General features: G+C 38.5%; 24 protein-coding genes and 1 tRNA gene. 14 read left to right on the top strand and 11 right to left on the bottom strand.

Features of this window, described 5'->3' with window-relative positions:
- Positions 1-192: 192 nt before the first annotated feature.
- Complete coding sequence (locus tag AC4PL9_RS12805; RefSeq protein ID WP_491605139.1) at positions 193-660, bottom strand: GNAT family N-acetyltransferase; 468 nt, start codon at positions 658-660, stop codon at positions 193-195.
- Positions 661-681: 21 nt separating this feature from the next.
- Positions 682-2,325 carry an acyl-CoA carboxylase subunit beta gene (locus tag AC4PL9_RS12800; protein ID WP_491605138.1) on the bottom strand — a complete coding sequence of 548 codons (1,644 nt, stop codon included), beginning with the start codon at positions 2,323-2,325 and terminating at the stop codon, positions 682-684.
- A gap of 108 nt (positions 2,326-2,433) precedes the next feature.
- Here AC4PL9_RS12800 and AC4PL9_RS12795 point away from each other — a divergent pair, with 108 nt between their 5' ends.
- The gene (locus AC4PL9_RS12795) at positions 2,434-2,721 is read left to right on the top strand and encodes a DUF3817 domain-containing protein (RefSeq protein ID WP_491605137.1); all 288 of its coding nucleotides are present in this window, start codon (positions 2,434-2,436) and stop codon (positions 2,719-2,721) included.
- Between the two features lie 11 nt (positions 2,722-2,732).
- Here the strand turns inward: AC4PL9_RS12795 and AC4PL9_RS12790 are convergent, their stop codons facing one another.
- Together AC4PL9_RS12790 and AC4PL9_RS12785 are read right to left on the bottom strand one after the other, a co-directional pair.
- Positions 2,733-2,963, bottom strand: coding sequence for a FeoA family protein (locus tag AC4PL9_RS12790; protein ID WP_491605136.1), 231 nt, complete (start codon positions 2,961-2,963; stop codon positions 2,733-2,735).
- Positions 2,964-2,989: 26 nt separating this feature from the next.
- Complete coding sequence (locus AC4PL9_RS12785; RefSeq protein ID WP_491605135.1) at positions 2,990-5,311, bottom strand: TonB-dependent receptor; 2,322 nt, start codon at positions 5,309-5,311, stop codon at positions 2,990-2,992.
- Between the two features lie 286 nt (positions 5,312-5,597).
- Here AC4PL9_RS12785 and AC4PL9_RS12780 point away from each other — a divergent pair, with 286 nt between their 5' ends.
- On the top strand, positions 5,598-6,272 hold the full coding sequence (locus tag AC4PL9_RS12780; protein WP_491605134.1) for a LuxR C-terminal-related transcriptional regulator: 675 nt from the start codon (positions 5,598-5,600) through the stop codon (positions 6,270-6,272).
- A gap of 74 nt (positions 6,273-6,346) precedes the next feature.
- On the opposite strand, the gene AC4PL9_RS12775 is transcribed toward AC4PL9_RS12780, so the two are convergent.
- Genes AC4PL9_RS12775 through AC4PL9_RS12755 form a run of 5 tightly spaced genes read right to left on the bottom strand, consistent with a single transcriptional unit; the run spans position 6,347 to position 11,832 of the window.
- Positions 6,347-7,561 carry a bifunctional 3,4-dihydroxy-2-butanone-4-phosphate synthase/GTP cyclohydrolase II gene (locus AC4PL9_RS12775; RefSeq protein WP_491605133.1) on the bottom strand — a complete coding sequence of 405 codons (1,215 nt, stop codon included), beginning with the start codon at positions 7,559-7,561 and terminating at the stop codon, positions 6,347-6,349.
- A gap of 35 nt (positions 7,562-7,596) precedes the next feature.
- Positions 7,597-8,790, bottom strand: coding sequence for a glycosyltransferase (locus tag AC4PL9_RS12770; protein WP_491605132.1), 1,194 nt, complete (start codon positions 8,788-8,790; stop codon positions 7,597-7,599).
- Positions 8,768-9,937, bottom strand: coding sequence for a glycosyltransferase family 4 protein (locus AC4PL9_RS12765; protein WP_491605131.1), 1,170 nt, complete (start codon positions 9,935-9,937; stop codon positions 8,768-8,770). The genes AC4PL9_RS12770 and AC4PL9_RS12765 overlap by 23 nt, the downstream gene beginning before the upstream one ends.
- Positions 9,934-11,397, bottom strand: coding sequence for an LptF/LptG family permease (locus AC4PL9_RS12760; RefSeq protein ID WP_491605130.1), 1,464 nt, complete (start codon positions 11,395-11,397; stop codon positions 9,934-9,936). The genes AC4PL9_RS12765 and AC4PL9_RS12760 overlap by 4 nt, the downstream gene beginning before the upstream one ends.
- Before the next feature lie 42 nt (positions 11,398-11,439).
- Positions 11,440-11,832, bottom strand: a complete 393-nt coding sequence (locus tag AC4PL9_RS12755; RefSeq protein ID WP_491605129.1) for an START-like domain-containing protein — start codon at positions 11,830-11,832, stop codon at positions 11,440-11,442.
- A gap of 72 nt (positions 11,833-11,904) precedes the next feature.
- Between AC4PL9_RS12755 and AC4PL9_RS12750 the strand changes: the two genes are divergently transcribed.
- The 4 genes from AC4PL9_RS12750 to AC4PL9_RS12735 all read left to right on the top strand — a co-directional run bounded on the left by AC4PL9_RS12750 (position 11,905) and on the right by AC4PL9_RS12735 (position 13,974).
- Entirely contained in the window at positions 11,905-12,654 is a 750-nt protein-coding gene (locus AC4PL9_RS12750; RefSeq protein ID WP_491605128.1) for a methyltransferase family protein, read from the top strand.
- A 116-nt stretch (positions 12,655-12,770) separates the two neighbouring features.
- A tRNA-Met gene (locus AC4PL9_RS12745) sits at positions 12,771-12,844 on the top strand.
- 97 nt (positions 12,845-12,941) lie between these two features.
- A complete protein-coding gene (gene trmB / locus AC4PL9_RS12740) occupies positions 12,942-13,622 on the top strand; it encodes a tRNA (guanosine(46)-N7)-methyltransferase TrmB (protein ID WP_491605127.1) in 681 nt (226 codons plus the stop codon).
- A gap of 4 nt (positions 13,623-13,626) precedes the next feature.
- Positions 13,627-13,974, top strand: a complete 348-nt coding sequence (locus AC4PL9_RS12735) for an MGMT family protein (RefSeq protein ID WP_491605126.1) — start codon at positions 13,627-13,629, stop codon at positions 13,972-13,974.
- A gap of 6 nt (positions 13,975-13,980) precedes the next feature.
- Here AC4PL9_RS12735 and AC4PL9_RS12730 read toward each other — a convergent pair whose 3' ends face one another.
- A complete protein-coding gene (locus tag AC4PL9_RS12730) occupies positions 13,981-14,721 on the bottom strand; it encodes an RDD family protein (RefSeq protein WP_491605125.1) in 741 nt (246 codons plus the stop codon).
- 20 nt (positions 14,722-14,741) lie between these two features.
- On the opposite strand from AC4PL9_RS12730, the gene AC4PL9_RS12725 reads away from it, so the two are divergent.
- The 7 genes from AC4PL9_RS12725 to AC4PL9_RS12695 are packed head-to-tail and all read left to right on the top strand — an operon-like array spanning position 14,742 to position 21,420.
- The gene (locus AC4PL9_RS12725; RefSeq protein WP_491605124.1) at positions 14,742-15,731 is read left to right on the top strand and encodes a stage II sporulation protein M; all 990 of its coding nucleotides are present in this window, start codon (positions 14,742-14,744) and stop codon (positions 15,729-15,731) included.
- Entirely contained in the window at positions 15,703-16,662 is a 960-nt protein-coding gene (locus tag AC4PL9_RS12720) for a hypothetical protein (protein ID WP_491605123.1), read from the top strand. Before AC4PL9_RS12725 ends, AC4PL9_RS12720 begins: the two co-directional genes overlap by 29 nt.
- Positions 16,649-17,398 carry a hypothetical protein gene (locus AC4PL9_RS12715; RefSeq protein WP_491605122.1) on the top strand — a complete coding sequence of 250 codons (750 nt, stop codon included), beginning with the start codon at positions 16,649-16,651 and terminating at the stop codon, positions 17,396-17,398. The genes AC4PL9_RS12720 and AC4PL9_RS12715 overlap by 14 nt, the downstream gene beginning before the upstream one ends.
- Positions 17,391-18,584: a DUF4350 domain-containing protein gene (locus AC4PL9_RS12710; protein ID WP_491605121.1), complete on the top strand. Its 1,194-nt coding sequence runs from the start codon at positions 17,391-17,393 to the stop codon at positions 18,582-18,584. Before AC4PL9_RS12715 ends, AC4PL9_RS12710 begins: the two co-directional genes overlap by 8 nt.
- 5 nt (positions 18,585-18,589) lie before the next feature.
- Positions 18,590-19,594, top strand: coding sequence for an AAA family ATPase (locus AC4PL9_RS12705; protein WP_491605120.1), 1,005 nt, complete (start codon positions 18,590-18,592; stop codon positions 19,592-19,594).
- A gap of 5 nt (positions 19,595-19,599) precedes the next feature.
- Entirely contained in the window at positions 19,600-20,928 is a 1,329-nt protein-coding gene (locus AC4PL9_RS12700) for a DUF58 domain-containing protein (protein WP_491605119.1), read from the top strand.
- Positions 20,929-20,988: 60 nt separating this feature from the next.
- Positions 20,989-21,420: an RrF2 family transcriptional regulator gene (locus tag AC4PL9_RS12695; protein ID WP_491605118.1), complete on the top strand. Its 432-nt coding sequence runs from the start codon at positions 20,989-20,991 to the stop codon at positions 21,418-21,420.
- A gap of 1 nt (position 21,421) precedes the next feature.
- Here AC4PL9_RS12695 and AC4PL9_RS12690 read toward each other — a convergent pair whose 3' ends face one another.
- On the bottom strand, positions 21,422-22,687 hold the full coding sequence (locus tag AC4PL9_RS12690; protein WP_491605117.1) for an MFS transporter: 1,266 nt from the start codon (positions 22,685-22,687) through the stop codon (positions 21,422-21,424).
- Between the two features lie 173 nt (positions 22,688-22,860).
- Between AC4PL9_RS12690 and AC4PL9_RS12685 the strand changes: the two genes are divergently transcribed.
- On the top strand, positions 22,861-23,470 hold a 610-nt coding region (locus AC4PL9_RS12685; protein ID WP_491605116.1), incomplete at its 3' end, for a hypothetical protein.

The following is a 23,470-nucleotide window of genomic DNA, read 5'->3' as shown; positions in this document are numbered from 1 at the left end:
GCTGGATGTTACTCATTTGAAGGTTACATTATATGATGGAGCAGGAGCTAAGGTTTGGGATACGAAATTTTACAATAAAGAAGCCGGACAGGTATTATGAATTGATATGAGTGAACTGGAAAGCGGGACCTATCACCTATCGTTAGAAGGGGAAAACTTGATTGAAAAAAGAAAAGTAATCGTTGTGAAAAATTAAATAGGTAATGAGTTGGAGGCGGGATATATCATTTCAATATGAGGAATCCCGTCTTCATCATAAGCCTTCCCAGTAAATGTAAATCCAACCTTTTCGTAAAAAGATTGAAGGTGCGCCTGAGCTGAAATTCGAATCTGTTTTTCAGGTGCATATTTCCGGATAAATTGTATGGCTTTTTCCATCAGATCATACCCGGATTTTCGATTTCGAAATTCAGGCAAGATGAGCACGCGTCCTATTGACCAGTCTTTCTCGTAGGAAATTCCCTCCGGAAGAATTCTTGCGACGGCAACAATTTTTCCGTTATCATCTTGTCCAAAAAGATGATACGCATCACGGTCTTTGTCATCCAGTTCCTGATAAGGACAATTCTGTTCAACAACAAACACCGCGATGCGTAGTTGTATAATATCATGGAATTCCTCTTTGGAGAGTTCTTCATATGATTTTATTTGCCAGTTCATTATTCCCTAGTAGACGATAAATCAGGTTTGAATAATACCTACATTATAAGCTCTTTCAGCTTTTTTGTGATCCGCCATCTCTATTCCCAAAGAAAGAATCTCTCTCGTTTGTACCGGGTCAATAATTGCGTCCGTCCATAGGCGGGCAGCAGCATAGTAGGGAGAAATTTGTTCATCATAACGAGACTTAATTGTATCGTACAATTCTTTCTCTCGTTCCGGTGTAATTTCTTCGCCACGTGCTTTCATCGTAGAAACTTCAATCTGCAGAAGGGTTTTGGCAGCCGAAGCACCTGACATAACCGCTAATTCAGATGTAGGCCAGGCAACAATCAGACGCGGGTCGTAAGCTTTTCCACACATGGCGTAGTTTCCGGCTCCGTATGAATTACCGACGATAACAGTAAATTTAGGAACTACAGAGTTCGCCATAGCATTTACCATCTTGGCCCCGTCTTTAATAATTCCACCGTGTTCACTTTTTGAACCTACCATAAATCCGGAAACATCCTGGAAGAAAATTAATGGAATGTTTTTTTGGTTACAGTTCATAATAAAACGCGCTGCTTTATCTGCTGAATCGGAGTAGATTACTCCTCCAAATTGCATTTCTCCTTTTTTCGTTTTTGTAATCTCTCTGTTGTTGGCTACAATTCCGACACTCCATCCGTCGATTCGGGCGTATGCACAGATCAGTGTTTTACCGTAATCGGCTTTGTATTCTGTTAATTTGGAATCGTCAACCATTGTCTTCAGGATATCCCTCATATTATAAGGCTTGGCTCTGTCTTTGGGAAGAATGCCATAGATTTCCTTACTATCTTTTTTAGGAAGTACAGCTTCCTTTCTGTCAAAACCGGCTTTCTCGAATGACCCGATTTTATCCATAATATCACGAATCGTCATCAGGCATTCTTCATCGTTTTCTGATTTATAATCACATACTCCTGATATTTCCGTATGTGTTGTTGCTCCACCGAGTGTTTCGTTGTCAATGGTTTCACCGATTGCAGCTTTTACCAGATAAGAGCCTGCCAGAAAAATAGAACCTGTTTTATTAACGATAAGACTTTCATCGGACATAATCGGAAGGTAAGCCCCCCCCGCAACACATGATCCCATGATAGCAGCGATTTGAACGATTCCACGAGACGACATAATAGCATTATTCCGGAAAATACGTCCGAAGTGTTCTTTATCCGGGAAGATTTCATCTTGCATGGGAAGATAAACACCTGCAGAATCAACCAGATAAATAATCGGAAGATTGTTTTCCATTGCAATTTCCTGTGCTCTCAGATTCTTCTTTCCAGTAATAGGAAACCATGCTCCGGCTTTCACAGTGGCATCATTGGCAACAACGATACATTGTTTTCCTGATACATATCCAATTACTATAACAACTCCTCCTGAAGGACAACCTCCGTGCTCTTCGTACATACCATATCCGGCAAGAGCTCCGACTTCAAAGCGGGGAGTATCTTTATCCAGTAACCTGTCAATACGCTCACGCGCAGTCATCTTACCTTTCTCGTGCAATTTATCTATACGTTTTTTACCGCCTCCGAGTGAAATCTGATCAAGTTCTCTTTGAAGAGCGGAAATTTTCAGCCGCATGTAATCTTCGTTGATATTGAATTCTAACTCGTCCTTACTGATTCCCATTCTTTCGATTTTTATTTAATAGCGTTTCAAATATACAGATACTTTCCCAAAAAGTTCGGTGACGAATTGGGGGATTCTGATTAATTTTGCAGACAAAAATTCCGGATTATGGAAAAGAAATATGCAACACTTCGAAAAATCGGTTATGCTGAGGCCGCTTCTTATCTTCTTCTATTAGTAATAGCAATGCCTTTAAAGTATATGGCAGAGATGGATTGGGCTGTAAAATATACCGGGTGGGCGCACGGAGTATTGTTTATGGCTTATATAGGATTTTTGCTTGTAGAAGGAATGTCAAATAAGTGGTCATTTAAGATCTATGTATATGGATTTCTAGCTTCCATATTGCCATTCGGACCTATTGTCTTTGATAAAAAGATTCTGGATAAAATATAGAAAGAAAGTGATCACTTTCTTTCTATAACGACTTGTTTTGCATCGTGTAAACGAAGTGAAAGGGAATAGTCGTCTAAACTTATAGCGATGGGATCTCCGAAAGGAGATATAGCGATAACTCGTAATTCAGCACCGGGAATTAATCCCAATTCCATTAATCTAAGCGTACTTGTCCCTTCTGTAATTTCTGTAATTACAGCTTTGTCTCCTTTGCGTAAATCCGAAAGAACTGTATTCATCATTTCTGCTTATTTAGAAAAATGGTTGTTTAGAATTTATAACTAACACCTAAACTTGGTAGAACAGGTAGCTGATAGATTTTCTCATTGGTAGCTCTGTTCACGTAAAAAATGTTTTTACGGTTATAGACGTTTGTCACACCAATTACGATCTCCATGTTTGTTTTATTCTTGAATTCGATTTGCTTTTTTGCCGTGATATCTAATCTGTGATAATCTGGTAAACGCTCTGAATTCAAATCACCCAAGAGAGTTTCGAAAGTAGTTGGATTGGTAGATGTATAATCTGTTGAAACTCCTCCTGACATAGGTTCTCCCTGATAAAATCCTTTCGTTGGTGTAAACGGAAGACCTGAACCATAGTTCCAACGAAGAGAAATTTCAATGTCTTTTTTCTTTCCAAACAAATAGGTAACAACAATATTAGCATTGTGACGACGGTCAAAAACGGGAGCATATTCAGTAAAACCATCCCATCTGTCGACTTTACCTAATGAATATACTGTCCAGACAAATAAACGAGACGAACTATATTTCAGTAAGGCATCTATTCCCCAGGCACGTCCTGACTCCAAAATGAAATCCTTTTTGTAGACATCATCAATCTGGTTGAATTCAGCGACATCCTGATACAGTTTATTCATGTTTATGTTTGACAGCTGTGTGAAATCTTTGTAGTACCCTTCAATATTTAATGTAAGACGTTTTGTAAGATCTACTTCAAATCCTGCTACAGCATGCCAGGCATATTGTAGTCCATTACGAATATCTGTTATTGTTTTTCCATTTTCAGTTACAAATGAACTCTGAACATTTGTAGGGGCAGAAAGGAAACCATTGAATAAGTTAACTACGTCACGATCAGAGCTGGCACTGGTAAAGTTTTGCGAATATCTTCCTCCTGAAGCTTTCAGACGTATTCTTTCCGATGCATTGTATTTTATACCAAGTCGTGGCTCTGGAGATACAGTTCCCAACGTTGCATAGTACTGAGCACGGAAACTAGGTTCTACAACCCAACGGTTTTTAACCAGACGATAGTTTAAGTAGGCACTTACTTCTACGGTAAAGTTTTCATCTGATATTTCACGTCCGAATTCATTGAATGTTAAGAAGTTTGTGTTGAATCCACCGACATTAATTCCATATGCTAATTCACTGGAGTTTTTCAGGAAATAAGTAAAGTCAAATCCAAGATCGAATCCGAAAATAGAGCTGGATCTTGGTTGAAGCAGATTCTCTTCCAGGTTTAACTCGTATTTGGATGCGTTCAAGTGACCTTCTATAAATACAGGGGAGTTCCCGGGTACAAGTGAGAAGTTCATTCCCCCACCGGCAGATTTCCAACTCAAATCAGCAATGTTCGTATAATTTACACGGTCATTAAAGCTGAAACCAAACAGACTCACTTTAGCTCCTGTTCCGGCATTGAACGTCATCTTTCCATATACATCCGTAAAGGTAAAAGGCAGACCGTCTCCGTCATTAACCCAAGGGTATAACGTTTCCGAAGTTAAATCCAACAGAGAGCGTTTTGCACTCAGGATAAACGTTCCCGATTTTCCTGTTCCGTTTTTATCCTTGTAGAGAGGACCTTCAATGACAGCCCGCCCCATAAAAGGAGAGGCTGAAATTTTTCCTCCGAATTTTTTCTTATTTCCATCGCGGTAAGTAACATCCATAATAGAGGAGATTCGTCCTCCATATTTAGCGTTAAATCCACCGGTATAAATATCTACGTTTTTAATAACTTCTGTGTCAAATACAGAGAAGAAACCAATGGAGTGGAAAGGGTTATAAATGGTCATTCCGTCCAAAAGGATTTTATTCTGGATAGGCGTACCACCACGCACGTACAATTGTCCTCCCTGATCTCCGGTTGTTACTACTCCGGGAGTAATACTAAAAGCAGCGATTACATCTGCTTCCCCTCCGATACTGGGAATTCGTTCTATACTCTTTTGATCCATCTTTACAACTGACGTTTGTACATTAGTTGTCTTTTGTCTATCCTCAGCAGTAACTTCTATTTCCGTTAGTACGGTTCCTGACTCCATTTCGTACCGCAAATCAAGAATTCCCGATGCTTCTGTAGTTATTTTTTCAGTAATTGTCTGAAATTGTACATTGGTGATTTCGATGGTAAATTCTCCGGCAGGTAGTTTAGGGATCTGGAAGAAACCGTTAAGGTCTGTAACGGCTCCCTGATTCAATTCAACGATTCTGACTTTTGTAAAAGGAGCCGGTTCCCCCGTTTCTTTCTCGTAAATAAATCCCCGAACTACAAAATCCTGAGCAAAAACTCCTATAGAACAAGTGACAATCAGTAGTGAAAGAAAAAAAAGTCTCATTTTTTGGTCTTTAGTTTTAGAAGCACATAGATACTAAAAATTAACGATAATTAACACAAAAAAAGATGAATGGTTAACTTATTGACTGAATGGTAGCGTATTCCGATTGAACTGTTTTGTTTGTTAAAATGAGATTATTTTTAAGTTAAAATTGTTAGGAATACATTAAATTCATTGGTTTATCAGTGGGTGGAGTGTGACGGAATAAAAAATGCGAAGAATTTAGCCGATTTTTTCTCTGTTAACCTGAGCAGTTAGTATATTTGTTTTTAATTGATCTAAATTAATGAATATTATTCTTGCTGATAGCAATGATATTGTTCGAATCGGGCTTCGGACGATCCTTCAAAGTGAGAAGGGCCTAACGATAATTGGGGAAGCTCATAATGAGAAAGAGCTTTTGGAGCAGATTCGTGCTTTCGGACCGGCTGTAGTTCTTATTGACTACACTGCCGATGGCTTTTCTATTGATGTAATTCCAAGAGTATTAAACGAATTTAGTGAAGTACGTTTTGTAGCTATAACGCCTGAACAGTCGGCTCAGACTCTTGTGGATGCACTCAGAGGTGGGGTTATAAGTTATATCAAAAAGGATTGTGACATTTCTGAGATCGTTAATGCAGTTAAAGAAACAGCAAAAGGAAATAAATTTTTCTGTGGTCAGATTTTGGAAACTATTCAAAGAGCTTCAATTAATATTGACGATATTGATTTTGAGTCATTTTCATGTGAGGCAATTACATTGTCAGAACGTGAAATGGAAATCATTACATTTATTGCAGAAGGGTATACAAATGGGCAGATTGCTGATATGATTCATCTTTCTCAGCACACAATTAATACACACCGGAAGAATATTATGTCTAAGTTGGGAGTAAAGAACACTGCCGGGATCGTAATGTATGCTGTAAAAACCAATTTGGTTTCTCCTAATAAATTCCTCTTTGCAGGGGAAGGATAAAGAAAACAAACGAATTTATATGAAAATAAAAAAAGAGATGCTTTTGAGCATCTCTTTTTTTTGTGTAGAAAAATTTATTTCAAATGCTTCAGGGAATGCCCCATTTTATCACGTTTAGTCTTTAAGTACAGTTCATTATGACGATTGCTTTCAATTTCAAGCGAAACGTTTTCAGTTACTTCAAGTCCGTAAGCTGTTAATCCGGTACGCTTTTTAGGATTATTGGACATCAGTCGCATTTTAGTCACTCCAAGGGCACGTAAGATTTGTGCACCGATGCCGTAATCCCGTTGATCCATTTTGAATCCGAGTTTAAGATTAGCTTCTACAGTGTCCAATCCTTCTTCCTGAAGTTTATATGCTTTTAGTTTATTTAGTAAGCCGATTCCCCGTCCTTCCTGATTCATGTAGACAATGACTCCTTTACCTTCTTTATCGATCATCTCCATCGCTTTGTGAAGCTGAGGTCCGCAATCGCACCTGCACGAGCCGAAAATATCACCTGTCATACAAGAGGAGTGGACGCGGACAAGGATGGGTTCGTTTTCATCCCATTCGCCTTTTACCAAAGCCAAATGTTCCTGTCCGTTAGTTGTTTGTTTAAATGCATGCAGTTGGAAATCCCCATAAACAGTAGGCATTTTAACATCAACCTCTTCTTCAATAAGCGTTTCTGTCTGTAAACGGTATTGAATAAGATCTTCTATGGAAATGATTTTCAGGTCAAATTTTTTCGCTACCTCCATTAATTGCGGAAGACGCGCCATTGTACCATCTTCATTCAGAATCTCAACAAGTATTCCGGCGGGTTGTAAACCTGCTAATCTGGCTATGTCGACAGCAGCTTCTGTATGTCCTGTTCTTCGGAGTACGCCACCTTTTTTCGCACGTAACGGGAAAATATGTCCCGGACGTCCCAGGTCAAATGGTTTCGTTTCCGGGTTTACAAGAGAGAGAATTGTCTTTGCCCGGTCGTGAGCAGAAATTCCTGTAGTACAACCATGTCCTATGAGGTCTACCGATACCGTGAATTGTGTATGGTGAAGAACCGTATTGTTTGTAACCATCAGGTTCAAATCAAGCTCGTCACATCGATCTTCCGTAAGAGGTGTACAGATTAGTCCACGACCATGGGTTGCCATGAAGTTAATCATTTCAGGAGTAGCCATTTCAGCAGCAGCTATAAAATCTCCTTCATTCTCCCGGTCTTCATCGTCTACAACGATTATTACTTTTCCCGCCCGGATATCTTCCAGAGCTTCTTCTACTGTATTTAGTTTATAGCTCATTTTGCTTTGAATTGGGTTACAAAGTTAACGATATTTCAACGGCTTATTGCCATCATTTTGTCAGAAAGTTTTTGGGTAAGAGTATTCCAGTTGAAGTTAGCTTTGACATAATTCTGACCATTTGTAGCATAATGTTCTCGGAGTTCTCCGTCAGATAACAGTATCCGGATCTTATTAGCAAAGTCTTCCGGGGTTTCAGCAAGTAGTATTGACGAAGAGTCTGCTCCGAGTGCATTATTTGCCAGGGGAGTAGTAATACAGGGAATTCCCATCGCCATGGCCTCCAGAAGTTTGTTTTGTAATCCTGTTCCTAAAAACATAGGTGCGACAAAAACAACGCCCCTTGCATAACTATCTCTAATATCTTCCACCCAGCCGGTCAGGTCTATTTTGTCTTGTAGCCGCTCAATTTCAGGGGAAGGATTTGCTCCCGAGATAAGTACAGAGACTGTACAACCGGAAGTAGTTAATACAGGACAAATTTCATTGGTAATATAACGTACAGCATTTATATTCGGTGGGTAACTTAGATTTCCTGTGAAAACGAGGTCATGCGTTTTTTTTACAGGTTTAGTATAGTTAAAGAAATGTTCCCCTACACCATTTGGAAGGACATCAATTTTTGCACGTTGCGGGTGCGCGATTAAGTCCCGGTCTTGCTTCGAAATGATTGTATGATATTCGAAATAGTCAAATAGTATATTCTCGTATCTTGTTAGTCGTTTCCATTCTGAACGAAATAACCAACGACTGAATAAAGAGGATTGAGGAATACGTCTTTTTATACCGGCACTTAAAGCATCCATGTAGTCAATGGTTTTTGTGCAGGAATGATAGTTTTTGATATATTCTGCAGCACGAATCAGTTGACAAAATATATGGTTCGGTTCAATTCTTTTTATCAACGCGTCTATTTTATGATGAATGGAACGTTGGTAAAAATAACCTACCTGAAAAGGCTTTGTCGTAAAAAATTGTAAACCTGTATTGATAAGTTTTTTCCATTTGTTGAGTTGGAAAATATGTAGCTCTTTACAGTATACATCCACTTTAGCTTTATGCTCTTCTGAAATGGTTTGTTCACTTAGACAGATCGCATAAATATCCCAGTCCTTGCTTAAGTCTCTGATTTGATAAAAAGCACGAAGTTTATCTCCCTTTTCTGTTGGAAAAGGGAAGCGGGAGAGAATAATAACTAAACGTGGTTTATGCTTTTCCGATGAATTCATGAAGTTTTTCTTTCAAAGCGTCTGCTGAGTAATTTTTGTTTAAGTATTCTTTCAGGGTTTGCCCCAGTTCTGTATAGAGTGGAGGAGACGCAACCAGTCGTTTCATTTGCGTAATAAACTCGGTTTCCGTGCTTGCTTGCAGAAAATGTTTGTCAGGGATTAATCCCAGGCCTTCTACAGCTTTAGGTGTTGCAATTACTGGAATTCCCAAACTTCCTGCTTCCAGAATTTTAATCCGGATTCCACTTCCCTGAAAAACGGGTACAATCATGATACCGTGTCGAAGCATAAATGCGGAGGAATCAAATACTTCTCCATGATTTACTACTTTTTTTACTGAAGAGAATAGCTCAGGAACCAATTTTCTTCCTGCCAAATGTAAAACAGAAGAAGACTCAGTCTGCATAAATGAGGCCCATACCTGATCAATAAACCAGTTAATACCTGCTTTATTAGGAGCCCAATCCATAGCTCCGAGATGAAAGAAATCCTTAGAAAAGGAAGAAGACTCCTTTCGGGTTGGAATTGTCGTGGGAATATGAATAACCGGGGTTGTCGGAGCAACTGTAGTTATATACTCTACTTCTTTGGGAGAAATAGCAATGATTCCGTCCACCTCGTTAAAAATGGCGTTTTCATAACTTCGTAGTCCTTTTACGGATAGTTGAGCAGATAATTTTTTGATTCCACGCATACTACTCAACTGTTCATCCCATAAATCGGATTCGATATTATGAGTTCTCAGGAGTAGTTTGCTACCACTTTTTTTCAACGCAGGAAGATAGGGAGCTAATTGAAGTCCCTCCAGAATGATAATATCCGGTTGGTGTGCAGTTATTGTATTACGTATTTCATTTTGAAAATCAATTGAATAAAATCGTTTTAACCAATAAGGTGTTTTCGAAAGTAAAGAACGGATCAATCCTGTTATCCGGGGAGTTGTAGTTATCCCGACATGTATAGGAGGGGACGATATTTCATTGGTTAATTGATCAGGGAGTAAAGGGTGTTTTTCTGTTGAGAGAGTAGCCCAAACCACATTGTATCCGGCATTCTTTAGCAGTTGATGAAAAGCAGACATAGCAACGCATCCTCCGTCTGTTTTGGGGAGAAACGGTTTGGGTGTTATGTGCAACACCTTTGTCATCTTTTTCTGAAAAGTCGTTTAAGAAAAGAAAAATCAACTGTGATTAGCGGCTGATCATTTCCGGCTCTTATATTCAAGTAAATGGCAAAAGGAGCAAGAATAAATGAACTCAGCCAGGTGCCCACCCAGGGTAATACTGTTTGTGATTTCACCATATTTTCTCCCGAAATCGAGATGACATAATAAATCATGAAAAGCAGAACGGCAATTACAACAGGAGCCCCGAATCCTCCTTTTCGAACAATAGCTCCCAGTGGTGCGCCTATGAAGAACAGAATCAATACTGAAGCACTGAGTGCAAACTTTTTGTGGAATTCGGAATCAATTTTCAGTAGTTCTTCGTATTTCGTTTTGAGAAGGTGTTTTTGGCTTTCGAGATTTTGCATTCTTCTGCGGATTTTTGAGATAGCCTCATTATAAGCAACCCGCAGTTGAGAGTCATTTAATGCTTCTAGTCGTACTACCGAACTATCAGAAATAACAGGGAGCATAGAATCTCTTTTTTCAGTGGACTCCGATTCTAACGAACGTTTATAATCTTTAGCCAGGTAATAGATATGGTCGTTTAATGCTCCTTTCGAAAGCGTTCCTGCAATGTCTCTATATTGATTCATGGAAGAGTCTATGGCCTTATCCAATTGAAATATGTTCATCATTTCAAACTGGTTTTTGAATAGTTCTTCATTCGTGCGTTCTAATTTAAACCCTGATAAGTCAATTTTTAATGTAGCTGTTTCAAATTCAGATTTGCGTGCGGGCTTATACTCTTTATATTCGGGAGTTCCATTGGCATTGATTCTGGGCGGAGGAGTGGGAAGTTCTTCATTCATGTAACCGTTGGTCAGTTTGAATAAGAGAAAATCTCCTTTGGGTGATTTGAATAATTCACCACTATCAGCTTTTATAACCCTAACAAATTGAGGATTGGTTTCGTCATATATCGTTACCGACTCGAATTTATTTTCTTCACCCTTTCCGACCTTTATACTAAACCCGGTTAACTCTCTTGTGTAGGACCCTGGTTTTAGTACCAACGCAACTTTGGTCTGCTGGATATCATAGATAAGAGTTCGCATTTTGAGGTTGGACACCGGAATAATGTAATTGGAGAAATAAAAGGTTACCAGAGCGAGTATGATCATGAATGTCATTAATGGACGCATAATCCGGAAAAGAGAAAGTCCAGAAGATTTCAAGGCGGTAAGTTCATTGTTTTCTGCCAGGTTCCCCAGGGTCATAATCGAAGAGAGAAGAACCGCAAGAGGCAGCGCTAATGGAATCAGGTGGGCGGAGAGGTAAACAATTAATTCAATGATAATGGAAATCTCCAACCCTTTTCCCATCAGGTCGTCGATGTATTTCCAGAAAAACTGCATAACAAGTATGAACATTGATATTACCAATGTTATAAAAAAAGGTCCGATGAAAGACTTCAGACTAAAAAGATACAGTTTCTTCACATCACAAATTTCGAAAGCACAAATTTAATGTACTTTCCAAAGTTACGCCCCAAGTATGCGTTTTAATTCACTGATTTGCGATTCCCATAGTTCAGTTGCTTCTTCAACTTCGTCTTCTTCTGCGAAATCAATGACGTAAAAAAGAGTAGATTTTGTCATGGGATCAGTGGCTATTTTGAATTCAAAATATGTATTTTCGCCCTCTTCTTCGTCCGATATCCAAATCCATTTTATACATTCTCCGTTTCGTTTTGTAATCAAACGAGCTTCTTCTTCAGCTCCGTCCCAAATAAATGTATAAACGTTATCCTTGTTGACGTTTACGTTATCTGCAAACCATTCACTGAGGCCGCTGGGGGTGGCAACAAGATTATAAAGAACTTTCGGAGAAGTCTTCAAAAGGTATTCTAATTCATATTTCTTTTTTTCCGACATGTCTGGACGAATTAATTATTTATAACTTCGCAGCATTATTTTGTAGGTCTGAAATATACAAAAAACTTTTAGATGGCATTAATACATTCTTTTGAAAAATCAGGAAATGTTTTGTTTAAGTACAGAGGTCAAATCCCTGTTGTTCTTTTCTTAGCGGCGATCCCGGTAATCTATTTTACAGATTATTCGTGGATAGATAATGATGAGGTTAATTATTATATCTTGCTTGGTGTTGCTGCCCTTGTCTCGTTTTTGGGGCAATACGTGCGTGCAATAGCAATCGGTACATCCAATAAAAATACTTCGGGTAGAAACACAAAAGAGCAGGTTGCTGAAGCGTTGAATACAAAAGGCATTTATTCTACTGTAAGACATCCGCTATACCTGGGGAACTATTTGATGTGGATTGGTATTGTCATTTACACCGGTAATATCTGGTTTTTATTGTTGGTTAGTTTGCTTTTTTGGTTGTATTACGAGCGGATTATGTTTGCAGAGGAACGTTTTCTGGAGAGGAAGTTTGGAGAAGATTATCTGAACTGGTCTTTAAAAGTTCCTGCATTTATACCTTCTTTCAAGAATTATGAAAAAAGTCCGATTCCTTTTTCAATGAAAACCATTTTGAGAAGAGAATACTCAGGTGTTTCTGCTACGATTATCGGGTTTCTTTTTGTGGATATTTTTCGGGATGCAGTAACCAGTGGAAGTTTTACATATCATTCGTATTACGGAATCGTTTTTGGGACTGCACTTCTGATTTCATTGGTGCTACGTACAGTAAAGCATAAAACCAAACTTCTTTTTGAGGAAGATCGTTCATAAAATAAGAGAATATAGTTTTGTTTTTCAGTTGCTTGATGAAACAGGAGAAAAATATTTTCATTTATCTATAGTATGATTGAAAAAACCTGTTATATTTGCACCCGCAAAACAATTGAGGCGCGGTAGCTCAGTTGGTTAGAGCGCAGGATTCATAACCCTGAGGTCGGGAGTTCAAATCTCCCCCGCGCCACGAAAAGGAAGCTAATTAGCTTCCTTTTTTCATTTGCGGATAAAAGTTTAAACAGTTAATTTTCCCTACTTTTGTCCCCTCAATATTCATAAAGATTATGGCAAAACGTAAACTGGAACGCTTCGCGGCAATGAAAACCTTTGATCATGTTGTCGAACCTACAATGGAAGATATCAAGTCGGGAAATTTTCATTTAAAAGGGAAGTGGAGAAGTGAGTTTTTTAAAAATGAAAATCCTATCGTACTTGAGTTGGGGTGTGGTAAAGGGGAGTATGCGGTTGGGTTGGCCAAACGTTACCCGAATAAAAATTACATAGGAGTTGATATAAAGGGAGCGCGTATGTTTATAGGCGCCAGAGAAGCGTTGGATGCTAACATGCAGAATGTAGGATTCCTCCGGACGCGTATTGATTTTATTGATGCTTTTTTTGCAGAGAATGAAATTGATGAAATCTGGTTGACATTTTCTGATCCGCAACCAGCTAAACCTCGTAAAAGACTTACTTCGGAGTTGTTTATAAATCGGTATAGAAAATTTTTAAAACCCGGAGGAATAGTTCATGTAAAGACGGATAGTGATATTTTATTTGAATTTACAGAAGAAGAGATACAAGAGAAAAAATATACGCCTATCCAATCTACATGGGATTTGTATGGAGAACTGATTGAAAACCTGGATGAAGAAACCCGCGAAATTCTGGATATTAAAACACATTACGAAACTCTGTTTTCTGCTAAAGGGTTCAAAATTAAGTATAGTAAGTTTTTGATTCATTGAAAAAATGCGTTCTATTAACGACAAACACATAGATTTTTTTCAATCAGTATATGATGTGGTGCGTTTAATTCCTGAAGGTCGTGTTACAAGTTATGGCGCAATTGCGCGTTATCTGGGGGCTCCGCGTTCCAGTCGGATGGTGGGTTGGGCAATGAATGCTGCTCATGCACAGTCGGGAGTTCCGGCGCAACGTGTGGTAAACAGAAATGGACTGCTTACAGGGAAGGCTCATTTTTCTACACCAACTCAAATGGAGGAGTTATTGGAAGCAGAAGGTATTCCGGTGAAAGATGACCGTATTGTAAACTTTAAAGAAATATTCTGGGATCCTTCTAGTGAACTGGAACTATAGTAAAGATTACATTTCCTGCGTATAGAAAGTATAATCTTTCAGAACCGTCTTTACAAAATCAACATCTTTTTGCTGTACTTCCTGAATGTCTGTGACATCTTTGATCTTTTGTGCAAGTTTAGTAACTGTTTTGTAATCCTTAGATCGTATCGAAGCAAGGAAGGATTCTTTTATAATTCGAATATCATTATCTGATAATCGGATAACGGACGGGTAAAGTGGTTGATAATCTTCCTGTAGCTTTAAAAGTATGGTTTGATTAATCGAAACATCCTGTTTTAGTGTAATAACAGCAGTTCCGGCAGCCATATCACCAAAACGCTGATTTTTAGTGTTGAAAATAATAGTCAACAAGCCAATTATACCATTTCCTATACTGGCATCTATAGTTCTGAATAACCATCGCACAAGGTACTCAGCAAAGCCGGCATTAAATCCATCTATTTTTATAACACGAATTTTTGCAATTCTTTTCCCGGGAGTCTGACCTTTCCAAATGAATTCGAGGAAAAGTGTATAGAAGATAACCGGAATAGACAAAATGAGTACTATTGCAATATAGGACCACTGGTCCATCCAGTATAATCGGTTAAAAAAACTAAATTGCTCAAGAATAATAAAAAGTACAATTACATAACACGCTTTGAAAACTAAATCCATAATTTGAGCCAGTATCCGGGAACCAACCGACGCTAAAGTGAATTCAACGTTTACATTTTGAGTCGTATTTATTGGTAATTGTGACATTATTTCTATTTTAGCTCTCCATGCGAGAAGTAGCATTCATAAAGCAAAATAAAGAAAAATGGTTAGAAGTTGAACAACTTGTATCCGGAAAAATCTCACGTACACCGGATGAGTTATCTTCTTTGTATGTAGAGATTTTGAATGATCTGGCATATTCGCAAACGTATTACCCCAAAAGTAAGACAACTAAATACGTCAATTACCTGGCTTCGGGAATATATCAGAAGGTCTATGGAAGTAAGCGGGAGGATTCGAACCGACTGGTTCAGTTTTTCAAGGTAGAAGTACCCGTTATCGCTTACAATTACAGAAGATATATTTATTTTTCTTTTGCTTTGTTTGCTGTGCTGGTTTCAATCGGTGTTCTTTCAGCAGCTTACGACCAGAGTTTTGTGCGTTTGATTCTTGGTGATAGCTATGTAAATATGACTTTGGAGAACATAGCCGACGGTAACCCGGTGGCAGTCTATAAATCAGGAAGCGATTGGGGGAGTTTTATAGGTATTACATTCAACAATCTCAGAGTGGGGGTGCTCGCTTATTTCTGGGGTATTTTTCTGGGAGTAGGAACCTTCTATATATACTTGAATAACTGTATTATGATAGGATCTTTTCAGTTCTTCTTTTATCAACAGGGAGTGTTTTGGGAAAGTGTTCGCGGAATATGGATTCACGGATCTATGGAGATTTTTGCTATTGTAATTGAAGCTGCTGCAGGTTTTGCTCTTGGCGCTAGTATATTATTCCCGCAAACTTATTCCCGGTTAAGTTCATTTAAAATCGGGTTTAAAAACACGTTTAAATTATTTCTGAGTACGATGCCTTTTACCATCGCTGCCGGATTTTTGGAAGGTTATATAACGAGATATGCTATGGAAATGCCAATTTTCCTGGCTTTCTTTATTATACTGGCTACATTGAGTTTAATTGCTTTCTATTATTTGATCTATCCTTTTATTGTTATACGAAAATTAAAAACAAATGAGCTACCAACTACTCAAGAAGCGTGACTTTAATGCGCTTATTTCAGACACTTTTGGTTTTTTTAAAGCTTACGGGAAGCCTTATTTGAAGGGGTTCTTCGTCATCAACGGAATTGTAATCCTGTTGCTGTTGGTTACAACATTCTTCTTTTCAAGAGTGTTCATGGATGACGTACTTAACTCAATGGAAAGAGGAGGTAGTAGTAGTCTGGTTCTAGAGCAGAACTTAATGGCGAATGAAAATCTGTACATAGGATTTATGCTTCTCATTTCTGTCGTTCTAATCATTCTGACGTTGGTGTTGTACTTGTATCCGGTTGCTTTTTTAAATAAAGTAGCTAAAGGAGAAGAGATTACTAATGATGCCTTGTTTGGATTTATTAAAAGAAAAGTAGGGAAAGCTATTCTTTTCTTTTTGGCTTCTCTGATTACTTTTGTTCCTATTTTTATTGTTACTTTTTCATTGATCTCTCTTTTAGTAATGTTTTTGATCGGAATTCCATTGCTATTTATTTTTGCACCGTTGATGATTTCATGGGTAATGCTTAGTTTTTATGATTATATCTCAACGGATAACGGCTTTTTGAAATCTGTCGGAGTGGGGTATAATTTTGCGACTAAAAAATTCTGGCCAACTGTCGGTTCTACACTGATCATCTACATGATTATTAATGCGGTAACATCGATTCTTTTCTTTATACCGTATTTAATAACGATAGTGTCTTTTATTGCTTCAGCAGAATCTGCTAGTCAGTCTTCTATGGACATGAGAGATACAGCCTCTACAATGTTTTTTGTTATGACTCTGATTATCATTTTTACAAGCTTAATAAGTATTGTTCTGCAGAATTTGATGTTGGTGAATCAAGGGGTAATTTACTATTCCAACCTCGAAGAACGAGACAATCTCAGCGTGAACAGTGAAATTGATGCTATCGGATTAAGTGAAGAAGAATAAGTCCTTATATCGTAACCTTTCTTTTTTTGCTCTTGCAGGGTTGTTTTTTCTTCTGCCTTTTCTGGTGTTTTCGTCCGGGGAAATTAATAAGGAAGAATTTCCTGTTGCACCTGAAAAAAAACAATTTGAAGAAGGCCTTAATGACCGTTATACCTCCAATGAATTTAATTATTCCAGAGAGGTAGTAGTCAATGACGAGATGTCTTTTTTCGAACGGTTATGGGCACGATTTTGGGAGTGGTTGAGCGAGATCTTGTACACGCCTGACGGAGAGCCGACAAACTGGAACCTGATATTTAAAATTTTGGCTGTTTTAGCTATAGCAGGACTTGTTTTTCTGATTCTTCGTTCTTTCTTCAGGGATGAGATTTCAGGTATTTTTAAAAGAAAGCGGAAAATTCATGTTTCGGAGGTTATCGCCGAGAATATACAGAAGGTTGATTTTGAACGATTGGTAGCAAAAGCCGTTGACGAGAAAGATTTCAGATTGGCGGTAAGATACTATTACCTGTGGTTATTAAAACAACTTTCTGCTGGGAACGTAATTATCTGGCATAAGGATAAAACAAATACAGAATATCTGTATGAAATAAAAGATCAGACAATCCGGAATCAATTCGCATACCTCTCCTATATCTATGATTATTGCTGGTATGGGGAGTTCGAATTGGATGCAGAGCAATTCAGAAAAACAGAAGAGCAGTTTAAAAAAGCAGTAAGAACGAAATATGAGTAGGCGTTTATACATATATATAGGGGTTCTGCTGCTGATCGTAATAGGCTTGGTTATTTTTGAAGCTTCGCGACCTAAACCGGTGGACTGGTATCCGTATTACAAAACGGCAAAAAAAACACCGTTCGGGTTGTACGTGTGGAATCAGGAAGTAGATGCTTTATTGGGAGAGTCAGAGGTAACCCGATTTTCACAGACACCGTACAACTTTTTCATTGACAAATTCGACACAGAGGAGTTGGATTATTCGGTAAGGGGGACATTCTTGTATATTTCAAGAGATTTTACGCTGGATGACTATTCCCGACAGGAAATTCTTGATTTTGCTTCATTTGGAAATACTGTTTTCTTGAGTTGTTCTGATTTTCCTTCTGATTTTTTGGAAGATTTAGAGGTAGAATTGGAATATGGAGACTGGATTGGTGATACGATGATGTTATTGCTTCCCGGAAGTACGGAGAAAGAGTTTGAGCTTCCTGTTTGGCATGAAAACCAATATTTTTCTTTGCCAAATAGTTCTGATCAAATCAAGCTGGGGTTACGCTATTCGGATAAAGATGATTTAGGGGTGAATTTTATCAGGCTTCCTTATGGAGATGGTACGGTATTCTTGCACCTGAACCCGGAAGTTTTCTCTAACTATTTTCTTTTGGAGAAGGAAAAAAGAGAATATACCGAATATTTGGCCGGATACATCAATGACAAGACGGTCTTTTTCTATTCTAATGGAAACTTGTCGAATGAAAATCTGGGGAACACCCCCTTGCGTTTTATCATGTCGAATCGTTCATTGAAATGGGCGTGGTTATTGCTATTGATAACCGGAGTCTTATTTATGATTTTCAGAGCAAAACGAAGACAGAGAGTTATTCCTGTGAAAATACCGCATGAGAATACAACACTTCAGTTTGTACGAACAGTTGCTGATTTACATTACCGGGAAAAGGACTACTACACAATAATGGATAAACGAATCATGTTTTTCCTTGAAAAGATGAGAAAAGATCACAGGATAGACACCCGTGAGATAGACGATCGTTTTCGGGATAAGCTTCTTCTGGTTTTGGGAGCAGCTGAAAAGGATGTGAACCAATTATATGAAATCATTAAACATCACTATAACCGTACAACGGCGACGGAGTATGATGTTATTGGTTTGAACAAGTTACTTGAAAAAATGAATCTATAACAGTTATGGAAGAAAATAAAGAGTTGGAAGAAAACGGAGGAGTAAATTTTGAATCACGCATAAACCTTGAACCATTAAAGATAGCTGTCGATGCGGTACGGAATGAAATCGGTAAGGTGATTGTCGGGCAGGATAAAATGATCGATCAGTTATTGGTAGCAATTCTTGCCAACGGGCACGTCCTTATCGAAGGTGCGCCTGGTGTAGCGAAGACAGTTACAGCTAAGCTGCTTGCCAAAACATTATCCTTGAACTTTAGCCGGATTCAGTTTACGCCGGATTTAATGCCTTCAGATATTATTGGAACGTCCGTGTTTGATGTGTCTAAGTCTGCTTTTGAATTCAAAAGAGGGCCGGTGTTTGCTAATTTTGTACTAATTGATGAGATTAACCGTGCTCCGGCAAAAACACAAGCAGCTTTGTTTGAGGTGATGGAAGAACGTCAGATTACGGCGGACGGAACTACGTATTTGATGGAGCCACCATTTCTGGTTATTGCCACGCAAAACCCGATTGAACAGGAAGGTACCTATCGTTTACCAGAAGCGCAACTTGACCGTTTTCTGTTTAAAATCAATGTTGGATACCCATCTTTGGAAGAAGAGGTTAATATTCTTGTGAAAGAAAATAAGCTTGAGAACAAGGATAAGATGGAAGGGATCAATACGGTTATTGCGCAAAAAGAATTAGTAGGGTATCAGGAATTGGTGAAAAAAATTAAGATCGAAGAGCACTTGTTTGAATACATAGCAAGATTGGTCATTCAGACGCGGGAACATCAGTTTTTATATCTGGGAGGATCACCGAGAGCTTCCATAGCTCTTTTGAATGCCGCGAAGGGATTTGCCGCCATTCGTGGACGCGACTTTGTTACGCCTGATGATATAAAAGATGCAGCTGTTCCGGTTTTGCAACACAGAATTATCGTTTCTCCGGAAAGAGAAATGGAAGGATTGACTGCTTCTCAGGTTATCGGACAGATTGTTGATGGTGTTGAAATCCCCCGTTAAGTAGCATGAAAGTAGCAAAGGCACTCTATATAAACTCATTGTTTTTCTATTCCTTGTTGGGAATTGTTGCTTTGTTCATTGTGTCTTTTTTCTTTGGATGGTTATTTGTCGTTGCTGAATTGTGTCTTGTAGCGTTACTAACAGCTACACTAATAGACAGTGTGATCCTGTTTATGAAAAACGGAATCACGGGAGAGCGCATTGCTGCGGATCGGTTATCAAATGGAGATCAAAATGAGATCCTGATAAAACTGAGAAGTAATTATTCATTTACAACGCGTATTGAAGTGGTAGATGAAATTCCTATGCAGTTCCAGATACGTGATTTTTCAGTAATCCGAACAATAAAGTCCGGAGAGAGTGATCAATTTGTTTATTTTCTTCGACCTGTAGAAAGAGGAGAATACCAGTTTGGTGCGTTAAATTGCTACGTGAGTTCAGCCATTGGTTTGGTAGCAAAACGATATCGTTTTGATTCGGATAAAATCGTTCCTGTCTACCCTTCGTACATCCAATTACGAAAATATGGACTGGTAGCGTTTAATGATAAATTTAAACATTTTGGATTGAGAAAGATCCGAAGGATAGGTCATACAACGGAATTTGAACAGATCAAAGAATATGTCAGGGGAGATGATATTCGTACGATTAACTGGAAGGCAACGGCCAAACGGAATGAATTGATGGTGAATCAATATCAGGATGAGAAAGCACAGGAAATCTATCTGGTTATTGACAAGGGGCGTCAGATGAAAATGCCTTTTAACGGGATGACATTACTGGACTATGCAATCAATTCTACATTAGTACTGGCGAATGTAATTATCAATAAAAGTGATAAGGCAGGGATGTTTACTTTCTCCAGAAAAGTAGAGAATATTATTGCGGCGGACAGAAGAAAGACACAAATGCAGTTGATTACAGAAAATCTGTATTCCATCCAGACGGATTTTAAAGAAAGTGATTTTAGTCGATTATACGTAGATGTCAAACGAACAGTCAGACAGCGAAGCTTATTGATGCTATTCACAAATTTTGATACGATAGAAAGTATGAAAAGACAATTGCCTTATCTGAAAGGAATGGCAAAAAGTCATTTACTGGTTATTGTTTTTTTTAGAAATACCGAATTGGATCACATTATGGAGCGAAAATCTTCTGATTTGTTTGAGGTTTTTGAAAAAGTCACTGCTGAGAAATATGAGTTTGAGAAACGCTTAATTGTGAACGAACTCAGGAAACATGGTATTTATTCCGTTTTGACAGAGCCTGAAAACCTGACAATGGAAACGATAAATAAATACCTTGAAATTAAAGCCAGAGGCTTACTCTGACGAATTACATTTTTTTAAAATTCATACCTTTGGTTAACCAAAGAATTTACTGATCAAACGATGCTTTCAAAGAAGTCCAAGTATGCCATAAAAGCCCTTGTAAGGTTAGCCAGAAACGAGAAGTCACAGAAGCCATTGCGTATTTCTGAAATTTCTGAAAAAGAGGGGATTCCCCGTAAGTTTCTGGAAGCAATTTTAGTTGAACTGAGAAATAATGGATTGGTTCGGTCTAAATTGGGGGCATCGGGTGGATATTATCTGGCAAAACCTTCGGAAGAAATTGAACTGAGTCAGATTATTCGTATTTCAGGCGGTCCTATTGCCATGCTCCCCTGCGTAAGTCTTAACTTTTACGAAAGATGTGAGGAGTGTATAGATGAAGAGACCTGTGGACTGAGAGATGTGATGCTTGAAGTACGTGACGCAACATTATCTATTTTATCAGAAACTTCTCTTGCTGATTACATTCGACGAGAAGACAAAGAACAATAGTTTAATATTTACTTCTGATTGTCTGAAGGTAACCGAGAGCGAGAATACACATGATAGCTCCCACATACAAACACGTTTGAAGAGTTTCCAGATTGTTGGTATAGAAAACCAGTGTAGATAAGGCACCACACATAATTCCCATTTCAAGCGCAATGAACATTGTTCCGGTACCTCGTCCTTTATTGGAGGGATTGCTGAGATCCGCTGTCCAGGCAAATAGAGTGGGGCTGGTGATTCCGGTAGCAATACCAAATACTGTTGCAGCAATAATAAACAGAGTAAGATTTCCGGCCAGAGCAAGTAATATAATTGCTCCTAACAGAATAAGCATACCATAAAACAAGGTTTGTCTTCGTCCGATACGGTCTGATAGTTTTCCCATAAATGTTCGAACCATAATCGTAGATGCAACATAAAAAATAAAGAAGAGACCTTTGTTCTCTATTCCCAAATATCCGGATAAATCCGGCATTAATACAAGAACCAGGCCACTACAATAAGAAGAAAGAAACATAGTAATGGCAACAGGTGTGACTAAAGGATCAAAAATCTCATTTTTCTTAACCAAAAGCATTTTTCTTTTAAACCGCTCTTTTTCTGAGAGTGTTTCTTCCACACGTAGTAAAAGAACTGTACTAATAACCCCTATGCCGGCTGCGGATAAAAACAGTCCGTTCATTCCCAGCCAGTTTGCTACGGGAGTTCCAAGTGATTGTCCCAGTCCCATACCTAGTGACATTGATGTACCGAATACTCCCATTCCTTCCCCTCGTCGATTCTCAGGGAGAATATCTGAAACCATCGCAGTAGCTCCTGTTGGGTGAAATCCTGTAGAGAAACCGTGAAAGAAGCGAAGCAGAAGAAATAGCCAGATCACAGAAACAAAAGGATAAACAAAGTTGGACAGAATACTGACAAGTAAACCTACATACATAACTTGTTTTCGTCCGATCTTGTCAGCTAGTTTTCCCGAGAAAGGACGTGCTAATCCTGCTGCTAGGGTAAACAGTGCAATGATGTATCCTTTATAATCTTCTCCGCCAAGTTGTGTCAGGAAATTATTCAGCTCGGGCATTATCAGGTTAAAACTAACCATGAAGAAAAACATGGAAAAACTAAGAGCCCAAAAATTGGATGAATACCCCACGCAAATTTTTTTGCAAAGGTACAGATAGTTTGTCGTTAACTTAATGGATAAAAAATAGAAATCGACTGGTGAAGTAAAAAGATCGACCATTGTAGCGGGATCAGGTGGTGAATGGTGCATGAAGTGCCAGTTGTATAATATAAGTTGTTCAAAATCTGGTATTTATTTTTTTTAGCTCGAAAAAAAAGTTTAAATTGCTTCTGTTTGAGATAAACGTGTTCAACCTACAGAAGAATGCACCTTGTATTTTTTATTAAACCTGCCTGTAGATATACAGGCTCAAATTTTTTACTATGAAATATATAATAACAAACCGAAAAGGAGGCTTTTTGAGCTTCTTATTCACCGGAGTGATGTTAATTATCTCCAGCGAGTTGTGGGCGCAGCCAACTGTAACAGTACCCATTGGGTGTGAAGTTGTTGATGTCGGAATGGGAACTGGAACTTCACTTGGCTTCGGTGGAACCGTAGGAAATGGTGGTATCGTTACTATGCCTGATCCTTTTCCTGACTCTTTACCTCCCAATTGCACCTTTACTATTAACCCCAATGGTACTTCTGCCAACGATTGGACTTTACAGGGAGATTTGTCAATTTATCCAAATGCATTTGGTGGTTCGGCAATTCAGACGGCTTCTGGAAGCACTGCTGACATCATGTCCTATAATAAAGATGTCAGAATCTCAGAATCTGCAGCTCAGGGAAGGAGCATTGGAAGGATAAACATTCCGTATGATGATACGGTTTCGCTTTGCTCTGGTGGTATCAGTTTTCTGGTCTATAAAGTTTATAGCGATTCCTTACCTCCTATTATTGGACCAGAATGTTGGCTCCCTGATTCAACATACACCTACTCTGTAGATCAAATAGCCAGTGATAATTTACTCGATGGAATAGGACTGG

The sequence above is a fragment of the Wandonia sp. genome (assembly GCF_984588085.1).
Note: the sequence above shows the minus strand (reverse complement) of the source record. Positions and strands in the feature narration are given on the sequence as shown.